Source organism: Acinetobacter lwoffii, assembly GCF_024129735.1.
GTDB classification, from domain to species: domain Bacteria; phylum Pseudomonadota; class Gammaproteobacteria; order Pseudomonadales; family Moraxellaceae; genus Acinetobacter; species Acinetobacter lwoffii_H.
Window position 1 is genome coordinate 1 of sequence record NZ_JAMXXK010000079.1, and the last position, 9,009, is coordinate 9,009.

Genomic DNA, 9,009 nt, shown 5'->3' on the forward strand with positions numbered 1-9,009 from the left:
GCTGCTGTAGTGGCTTATTGTTTGAATCCCAATAAGCCAACTTTCCAAAATATGCTAAAAGGCTAAGCAGATTTCGTCGAACTCAGGTTAACTAAATAAGACATCAAGTTTGATTTGAAATTAAAAAATCCAAAAACAAAAAAAGGTAGCTGTGGCTGCCTTTTTTAATAAGGTTTACTGTTATATCTTGCTAACGCACCAAGCCTTGCGGCTGCAAAATAATAATCAACGCGCCCAGTATTACCACCATGCCACCAAGTAGATCCCAACGCGATAGAGTCACTTGATCAACGAAGCGCAACCACATTAGCGCTGAAAAAATATAGATACCACCATAAGCGGCATAGATCCGTCCTGAAGCAGCTGGATGCAAGGTTAACAGCCAGACAAAAGCCGCCAAAGCCAGAGCTGTCGGAATCCATAACCAGTGGCTTCTCCCCTGATTTAAAATCAGATAGGGAAAATAACAACCTAAAATTTCCATCAATGCCGTGACTAAAAACAGTAAAAATGTCGTGAACAGCTTGGTAACTTGAATATCCATAATTTATCTTTTAAATGATATGAATTTGATAATTTAAAATATGAGTCCATGAAAAAACCCGTGCAAGCACGGGTTTGATCCTTCTTATTAATTAAGCTGGTTCAGCAGTCTGGTCTTCAAAGACTTCAAGTTTTAAACCTACAGGCTTACCATTTTCTTTCTTCACCGACACTGCAACGTTGCCACCATTTTCAGCCAGTTCACCAAACAGAATCATTTCTGCCAATGGTTTTTTCAGATGTTCCTGAATCAGACGTTGCATTGGACGTGCGCCCATCAAACGGTCATAGCCCTGTTCAGCCATCCATTCGCGTGCACTCTGATCCACTTCCAGCATGACTTTCTTGTCATCCAGTTGCGCTTGCAGTTCAGTCAGGAATTTATCCACGACATTTTCAATAATACTGCTTGGCAATGCCTTAAACTGAATCACGCCATCGAGACGGTTACGGAATTCTGGCGAGAAGGCTTTCTTCATCGCTTCCTGATTATCATTGCTATTGTCTTGTTCCATAAAACCAATGCTGACACGTGAAATACTTTCAGCACCAATATTGGTTGTTAGTACCAAAACCACGTTACGGAAATCAGATTTACGCCCATTGTTATCGGTCAATGAACCATGATCCATAATCTGCAATAACAGATTAAACACATCTGGATGCGCTTTTTCGATCTCATCGAGCAATAGCACACAATGTGGATTTTTATGAATCGCATCGGTCAATAACCCACCCTGATCAAAACCGACATAGCCCGGAGGTGCACCGATTAAACGAGACACTGCATGGCGTTCCATATATTCCGACATATCAAAACGAACCAGTTCCACACCCATCTGTTTCGCGAGCTGCTTGGTCACTTCGGTTTTACCAACACCTGTAGGACCCGCAAAGACAAAACTACCTACAGGCTTATCTGGAGACTTCAAACCGGCACGTGACAGTTTAATCGCAGATGCCAAGGCCTCAATCGCTTCATCCTGACCAAAGACCACACGTTTCAGATCGCGCTCAAGATTTTCCAGCACGCTCTTATCATCTTTAGAAACAGTTTTTGGTGGAATACGCGCAATTTTAGAGACGATGTCTTCAATATTTTCCACAGTAATCAAACTGTCGTCTTGCTCCGCTTTTAAACGGCGCTGAGCACCGGCCTCATCAATGACATCAATCGCCTTATCTGGCAAGAAACGGTCGTTGATAAATTTTGCAGAAAGTTCTACCGCAGACACCAAAGCTTGATCGTCATATTCCACATGATGAAAATCTTCAAACTTCGATTTCAGACCACGTAGGATATCAATAGTTTCAGAAATAGATGGCTCGTTCACATCAATTTTCTGGAAACGACGTGACAAAGCATGATCTTTCTCAAAGACCTGGCGGTATTCCTGGAAAGTGGTTGAGCCAATGCAACGTAAAGAACCATTTGCCAACGCCGGTTTGATCAGATTCGATGCATCCATGGTACTGCCCATACTCGAGCCTGCACCAATAATCATGTGAATTTCATCAATAAACAACACGGCTTCAGGTTTCTTTTTCAGCGCATTTAAAAGCTGTTTCAAGCGTTTTTCAAAATCACCACGGTATTTGGTTCCTGCTACCAAAGCACCAATGTCCAGACTGAAAATTTCAGCATTTTCCAGTGGTTTTGGCGCTTTACCATTGACGATTAACCAAGCAAGACCTTCAGCAATTGAGGTTTTACCAACTCCCGGATCACCGACAAGGAGTGGATTGTTTTTACGACGGCGGCAAAGGATTTGCGCGGCACGCTCGATTTCTTTTTCACGACCAATCAGTGGATCGGTCTTGCCTTTTTGTGCTTCAACATTCAGGTTAGTGGTATAAAGTTCAAGTGGACCTGAACTTGCTGAAGATGCTGATTCGCCATCTAGGTCTTCGATTTCTTCTTCAGACTGTACATCTTCTTTACGGGTACCATGAGACAGGTACTGAGTCAGGGTCAGACGGTTAATTTGATGACGTTTAAGCAGATAGACTGCAAATGAGTCACGCTCAGAATACATGGCAACCAGAATATCAGCACCTTCTACAGTACGATCACCACCGCTTGATTGCACGTGAAAAATCGCGCGTTGCAAGATCCGGTCGAAGCTTTCTGTCGGGTGTGGTGCCTGATCACTATTTTCACCAAGTTTAGGGGTATGTTGTTCTACGTACTCTTCTAATTCCTTACGCAACACGATGATGTCCGCACCACATGCTTTCAGGGCATTCACGGCGGAATCGTTGTCAAGCAAGGCTAACAATAAATGTTCTACGGTCAGGAACTCATGTCTCTTTTGACGAGCCATGCTGACAGCCAAACGTAGTGATACTTCTAATTGACGACTGAGCATGTAACCCCCTTAATCTTTAGGCTCTATTTGGCAAAGTAACGGATGACCTTGTGATCGAGCATAATTATTGACTTGGTTCGCTTTGGTCTCCGCAATGTCTCGAGGATAGACCCCAGCTACACCCTTTCCTTCATAATGTACAGTTAGCATTACTTGTGTAGCTTGGTCAAGATTCATTGCAAAGTATTGTTGTAAAATTTCAATTACAAACTCCATCGGCGTATAGTCGTCATTTAATAAAACAACGGCATACAACGGTGGACGTTTCAGTTCTGGCGGTGCAGTCTGTACAGCTAGGTCAGAATCACCGTCTTCAGAGGGTTCATTTGCTAAACGTGGGCTGATATGCCAATCAACGATTCCAGACTCATTAAAAGAATTTTTAATATCACTTAAACACATTTGACGTTTATTGCTTGGCATAAGATTTATATTTCACACTTAATTTGCATTTGCTTCGGTTTTCGGAATTTCTGACAAGGTGGCAGACTGATTTTCGACTGCTTTGCCCTGTTCCCAACTAAAACGACGAATCACAGGTTTGGCACCAGTAAGACGCACTTCAATAAATTCTGGCTTAAAGCCCTTAGGCATGGTCCAGCGGCCAGTGAGTCGCTCATAATTTTCAAAATTAAAGTTTTTATCTTCCAGTGGTACCACCAGAATTTCAGTCCCTTTAATCAGGCGCAGTTCCACGCTACCTGAAGCACGGCTTTTGCCTGGGCTGACCTGAACCAGATCAATCTGGTATTCAAAAGCATTTTCGGGTAATGGTTTAATCGACAGGTTTTGAACCGCCAATGCCAGACCACCACGCTGACGCAAGATCTCGCGATAAATGGTTCTCACACTTTCGGCCTGCACCTGTTCATCACGTGCCTTGGTCATGGCCAGATACAGATCATTGGCATTGCTGACAGCCAGATCACGCTCCTGAACCGCAGTATTCAGCGTCTTGTTCAGTGTTTCCAGACTGGCTTTTTGAGTCTGTACTACATCGACCAGTTGCTCTGCATCCGCATCATAACCTGCCGCAGTCAAACCCTGACGATGTCCTACGGTATATCCGAGTACGCCACTGCTTAAGATCAATACAGCCGCACCAATGGCTAAGGGGGTATTGCCTTTCATGAATGGTTTCTTAGTACCGGGTTCCTGAGGAAGCGTCGTATTTGACTCGTTATTCGGCATTTTGATCTCTTGTTTGCTTTAATCAAGACACACATTTAAATCCAAATCTAAATGTGTGTGAAGTTCTAATACGTTTTTTATGGTAATAAACCAATATTATTTAAGCCAGCGTCTTCAGCAAAACCAAACATCAGGTTCATGTTTTGTACAGCCTGACCTGCTGCGCCTTTTACCAGATTGTCTTGTGCAACCAGTACAACCAGTTTCGTTGGTTGTGGCTTATACAAGGCAATACGCAACTGATTCGCTCCACGCACTGAACGCGTTTCAGGTGAGCTACCTGCCGGCATGACATCCACAAATGCTTCATTTGCATAGAACTGCTCATATAGCGCTTGTAAATCTGCCGTTTGCCCTGCTTCAGTTAAATCGATATAAATGGTCGACAACATACCACGAATCATCGGCACCAAATGCGGTACAAATAAAATATGATCAAACACATTTTTTTGACCTGAAATATTTTCCAGTGCTTCGACAATTTCAGGGTGATGACGATGACCCGCTACACCATAGGCCTTAAAATTATCGGCATTTTCAGAATAAATCATGCCCATACTGGCTTTACGACCTGCACCTGATACACCCGATTTGGCATCAATAATAATGCTTTCAGGTTTCACCAATGCTTCAGCCGCTTTTAAAACTGGCGCCAGACCCAGCTGAACTGTGGTTGGGTAACACCCCGGATTCCCGATCACATTGGCTTTTTTAATGTCTTCACGATTCAATTCAGATAAACCGTAAACAGAATCTTTTAACAGTTCTGGACATGCATGTTGCATGCCATACCATTTTTCAAACTGTGCAAGATCTTGTAAACGGAAATCGGCAGCTAGGTCGATCACTTTGGTATTTGCAGCGACCAGCTCTTCGGCATGTTTCATTGCGACACCATGCGGTGTTGCAAAGAACACCACATCGCATGATTTTAATAAATCCAGACTTAAATCAGAGAATTTAAGATCGGTATGCCCGCGCAAGCTTGGGAACATGTCATCTACACGACGACCTGCTTCAGTACGTGATGTCAGTGCTGTTACATTTACATCTGAATGTCGTAGCAAAAGACGTAAAAGTTCAACGCCTGTATAACCCGTACCACCCACAATACCCACTGAAATCACGATGATTACCTCAAATAAATGTTTCCTTTATAAGGCCTAGTATGACAGGAAGTTGAGGTTTTCTAAACCATTTCACTGGGGTTTGCTGGTTTTTTAATTGATCAGTAGGATAAGGCCGGTTTAGAGGATTAAATGCATAGATTGCTTAGGCTATTTTAATAGAGTTATATGGACTTATTAATTATGCTTTTAGGCACCCCACCAATATGGCAACGGCGTATTTTTCAGCGTTATACGATGCTGCTGGAAATGCTGATCATGCTTGGCAACTTCTGCCCAAAACCGTGGACTATGATCAAAATGCTTTGTATGTACCAGTTCATGGACAGCGACATAACGCGCGACTTGTTCAGGAAATAATACCAGCGCGCTGTTCAACATAATGTCATGTTTGGCAGAACAACTGCCCCATCGGGTTTTGGGATGTCTAATGTTGCAGTTTTTAAAAGGCAAATGACATTGCTGTGAGACGAGATTTAAATATGAAGGAAGCTGTTCTTTTGCGTAGGCAATCACGAAAGTTTTTAAATATTCTTCAGGATGTCGGTCACTGATCCAAAGCTGTAGATCTTCATGATCAAAAATAAAGTTGTTTTTCTGGCTGTGATAAGAAATTTTTACTGCTGCTTTTAGATTGAATAACCGCAGCTCACTCGGTAGCGTCCGGTCAATATTTTCGATTTTTTCCTGCTGGGATTGCCAGGTTTTAATCAGCCAACTTTCAGATTGTTCAATAAAATGCTGTATCTGTTTTTTGCTGCAAAAAACCGGTGCTGTAAGGCGAATCTGTGTTGCATCGACACGCAAACGTAACCGTGTTGAACGGACATTTCGGGTGATTTGAATTTCGGGTAGGTCGGATAAGGTCATTTTTTATATTTAATCATTTTTTTAATCCTCCCCCTTGCGTAGCAGTGCTACTCACCTTTATTAAGGAGGGAGAAAAGCCCCTCTTAAAAAATCTAAAATGAGGCTTTTCTTGCACAAAAGTTAAAGCAGTACTTTAACTTCTGTTCAGGATTTGGGGAGATTTTAAAATTAAACCGCTGTACGCTCTTCAATTCCGTTATCCGTCGCGACAATTGCGATATCTGCTTTGTTGATCGCAAAGATACCGTTACACACCACGCCCGGAATATCGTTTAAGGTTTTTTCCAGTTCAAGCGCATTCAGAATATTGAGGTTATATACATCTAAAATCACGTTACCGTTGTCAGTTACCACACCTTCACGATAAGCAGGATCGCCACCTAAAGATACAATTTTACGCGCAACAGCAGAACGCGCCATTGGAATCACTTCTACCGGAAGCGGGAATTCACGGCCCAATTGTCCCACCCATTTTGAATCATCAACGATACACACGAATTTTTTCGCGATAGAGGCAACAATTTTTTCACGTGTGAGCGCTGCGCCGCCACCTTTGATCATATGCATATGACGATCAATTTCATCTGCGCCATCAACATAAGCATCCAGACCACTGACAGAGTTCATATCCACTACTTCAATACCGAGCTTTTTTAAGCGCTGTGCAGTTGCTTCTGAACTGGCTACCGCAGCTTCCAATTGCAGCTCAGGTAATAAGTCAATTAAAAAGTTTACAGTACTGCCTGTACCTACGCCTAAAATGCCCCCTTTTGGCAAGTGTTTTAAAGCGGCTTTAGCTGCTGCTTGTTTTTTCTCATCTTGGGTTGCATATAGACTCATGGCTTCACTCAACTATTTTGGACTTTTGCAGCTTTTTTAAACCGCAAAGCCGTGTGGTTTGTTACAATAAGCCCCTATTTTAAACTGTTAGATGGAAAATTAACATGCTGTCTCGTTTGGTTCGACAAATTTTACAAGCAACGGTCTACGATGTTGCAATCGAAACTCCACTCGAAGCAGCGCCACGAATTAGCGAACGACTCAATAATAACATCCGCTTTAAACGTGAAGATTTACAACCGGTTTTTTCATTCAAACTACGCGGTGCCTATAACCGTATTAGTCAACTACCGAAATCACAAATGGAACGTGGCGTTATTACTGCTTCAGCGGGCAACCATGCACAGGGCGTGGCACTCTCAGGGAAAAAGCTGGGTATTCGCGCGATTATTGTGATGCCTAAAACCACACCTGATATCAAGGTACAGGCGGTTAAACGTCTGGGTGGCGAAGTGGTTTTGCATGGTGATTCATTTGATGTTGCCAATAAATATGCGATTCAACGTGCCCAGGAAGATGGGATGACTTTCATTCCGCCTTATGATGATGAACTGGTGATTGCTGGCCAAGGCACCATTGCCAATGAAATTCTGCGTCAGTGGCGCGACGTCGATTATGTCTTCGTTGCAGTAGGCGGCGGCGGCCTGATCGCAGGTGTTGCAGCGTATTTAGGTGATGTCGCACCACATGTGAAAGTCATTCCCGTGGAATACGACGAATCTGCCTGTTTAAAAGCTGCTTTAGAAGCCAATGAGCGTGTGATTCTTCCATCTGTAGGTTTATTTGCTGATGGTACAGCTGTAGCCCAAATTGGTGAAAAACCATTTGATGTGATTCGTCTGCAAAAGTCGGACAATTCAGGCCCGATCGTTGAACCGAATGTGGTGCTGGTAAATACGGATGAAGTCTGTGCAGCGATTAAAGACACTTATGACGAATGCCGTAGCATTGTCGAACCATCTGGTGCAATGGCACTGGCCGGCATCAAAAAGTACGTAGCTGAACATGGTATCGAAGGGAAAAACATGGTGTCGATTGTCTGCGGCGCCAACATGAACTTCGACCGTTTACGTTATATCGCTGAACGTACCGAATTGGGTGAACGAAAAGAAGCAATCTTTGCCGTGACCATTCCAGAACAGAAAGGTTCATTCCTGAGCTTCTGCCGTGCCTTGCAAGGTCGTAATATTACTGAATTTAACTACCGTGCCAGCGATGCTTCTGCGGCACAGGTCTTTGTCGGTATTAGTCTAAAAAATGGCGAGAAAGAACGTCAAGAAATTTATGAAACCTTAAAGTTCCAGTATGACGTTGATGATCTGTCTGATGACGAAGTGGCCAAACTGCATATCCGTTACCTGATCGGTGGTCATGCCGATATTGAAAATGAACGCCTGTTCCGAGTGGAATTCCCGGAGCGTCCTGGCGCTTTACTGATGTTCCTGGAACGTCTGGGCCCGACCCATAACATTACCCTGTTCCACTACCGTAACCACGGCGCTGCTGAAGGACGTGTTCTGGTGGGTCTTGAAGCGACCGATGCACAACAAAATCCGGACGGTTTGATCGAAACTCTCGAAACCATTACCTATCCATATCAGGAAATTACCAATAATCTGGGTTATCAACGTTTCTTGAAGTAATTCTCTCAAACATAAACCGCCTTTCGAGGCGGTTTTTTATTTATATACAATAAATTTTATTAATGATTTTTTAAACTATTTAGAGTTGTAGTTAAAACTTCGTGTGCAACTTTAATATCAATACTGTGATATCTCCTGCGATCATCATCTAAAATTTTATCTTTACTAAATATAGCTAAATGTAAAATATCATTTTGAAGCTGATCAAGTTTTTCGTAAGTTTTAATTAATCTTCCCTTTAGCTGTTCAAGATCTTTATCTTTTTCTACTTCAAGAATGATCTCTAAATTAGAAATCATACCTACATATAAATCATAAATAATCGGATTCAATTCTTGGCGGATTCAAGCGGCAAGTGCAACAGTATAAAAACCAGCCATAACTTCACTCGGTGTATACCAACCTAGTGTTTTTCTAGGACGATGG

General features: G+C 42.8%; 9 protein-coding genes. 1 reads left to right on the forward strand and 8 read right to left on the reverse strand.

Annotated elements, in window-relative coordinates:
* Window positions 1-190 precede the first annotated feature (190 nt).
* The 7 genes from NI469_RS15095 to rpiA all read right to left on the reverse strand — a co-directional run bounded on the left by NI469_RS15095 (window position 191) and on the right by rpiA (window position 6,940).
* A complete protein-coding gene (locus tag NI469_RS15095; protein ID WP_004646786.1) occupies window positions 191-544 on the reverse strand; it encodes a YnfA family protein in 354 nt (117 codons plus the stop codon).
* A gap of 91 nt (window positions 545-635) precedes the next feature.
* The gene (clpA, locus tag NI469_RS15100) at window positions 636-2,912 is read right to left on the reverse strand and encodes an ATP-dependent Clp protease ATP-binding subunit ClpA (protein ID WP_253175629.1); all 2,277 of its coding nucleotides are present in this window, start codon (window positions 2,910-2,912) and stop codon (window positions 636-638) included.
* A gap of 9 nt (window positions 2,913-2,921) precedes the next feature.
* Window positions 2,922-3,335 carry an ATP-dependent Clp protease adapter ClpS gene (gene clpS, locus NI469_RS15105; RefSeq protein ID WP_004279780.1) on the reverse strand — a complete coding sequence of 138 codons (414 nt, stop codon included), beginning with the start codon at window positions 3,333-3,335 and terminating at the stop codon, window positions 2,922-2,924.
* A gap of 18 nt (window positions 3,336-3,353) precedes the next feature.
* Complete coding sequence (locus NI469_RS15110; protein WP_253175630.1) at window positions 3,354-4,103, reverse strand: DUF6776 family protein; 750 nt, start codon at window positions 4,101-4,103, stop codon at window positions 3,354-3,356.
* Window positions 4,104-4,180: 77 nt separating this feature from the next.
* Window positions 4,181-5,236, reverse strand: a complete 1,056-nt coding sequence (gene argC / locus NI469_RS15115; protein WP_253147140.1) for an N-acetyl-gamma-glutamyl-phosphate reductase — start codon at window positions 5,234-5,236, stop codon at window positions 4,181-4,183.
* 183 nt (window positions 5,237-5,419) lie between these two features.
* A complete protein-coding gene (locus NI469_RS15120) occupies window positions 5,420-6,100 on the reverse strand; it encodes a M48 family metallopeptidase (RefSeq protein WP_253145382.1) in 681 nt (226 codons plus the stop codon).
* 168 nt (window positions 6,101-6,268) lie between these two features.
* A complete protein-coding gene (gene rpiA, locus NI469_RS15125; protein ID WP_004279784.1) occupies window positions 6,269-6,940 on the reverse strand; it encodes a ribose-5-phosphate isomerase RpiA in 672 nt (223 codons plus the stop codon).
* A 104-nt stretch (window positions 6,941-7,044) separates the two neighbouring features.
* Here rpiA and ilvA point away from each other — a divergent pair, with 104 nt between their 5' ends.
* Complete coding sequence (gene ilvA, locus NI469_RS15130; RefSeq protein WP_004646781.1) at window positions 7,045-8,583, forward strand: threonine ammonia-lyase, biosynthetic; 1,539 nt, start codon at window positions 7,045-7,047, stop codon at window positions 8,581-8,583.
* Window positions 8,584-8,642: 59 nt separating this feature from the next.
* On the opposite strand, the gene NI469_RS15135 is transcribed toward ilvA, so the two are convergent.
* A complete protein-coding gene (locus NI469_RS15135; RefSeq protein ID WP_253147127.1) occupies window positions 8,643-8,915 on the reverse strand; it encodes a hypothetical protein in 273 nt (90 codons plus the stop codon).
* Window positions 8,916-9,009 lie beyond the last annotated feature (94 nt).

Bases quoted from the DNA above. Each gene is read 5' to 3' on its own strand.
- NI469_RS15095 (WP_004646786.1), bottom strand. From the start codon at position 544: ATGGATATTCAAGTTACCAAGCTGTTCACGACATTTTTACTGTTTTTA.
- clpA (WP_253175629.1), bottom strand. From the start codon at position 2,912: ATGCTCAGTCGTCAATTAGAAGTATCACTACGTTTGGCTGTCAGCATG.
- clpS (WP_004279780.1), bottom strand. From the start codon at position 3,335: ATGCCAAGCAATAAACGTCAAATGTGTTTAAGTGATATTAAAAATTCT.
- NI469_RS15110 (WP_253175630.1), bottom strand. From the start codon at position 4,103: ATGCCGAATAACGAGTCAAATACGACGCTTCCTCAGGAACCCGGTACT.
- NI469_RS15120 (WP_253145382.1), bottom strand. From the start codon at position 6,100: ATGACCTTATCCGACCTACCCGAAATTCAAATCACCCGAAATGTCCGT.
- rpiA (WP_004279784.1), bottom strand. From the start codon at position 6,940: ATGAGTCTATATGCAACCCAAGATGAGAAAAAACAAGCAGCAGCTAAA.
- ilvA (WP_004646781.1), top strand. From the start codon at position 7,045: ATGCTGTCTCGTTTGGTTCGACAAATTTTACAAGCAACGGTCTACGAT.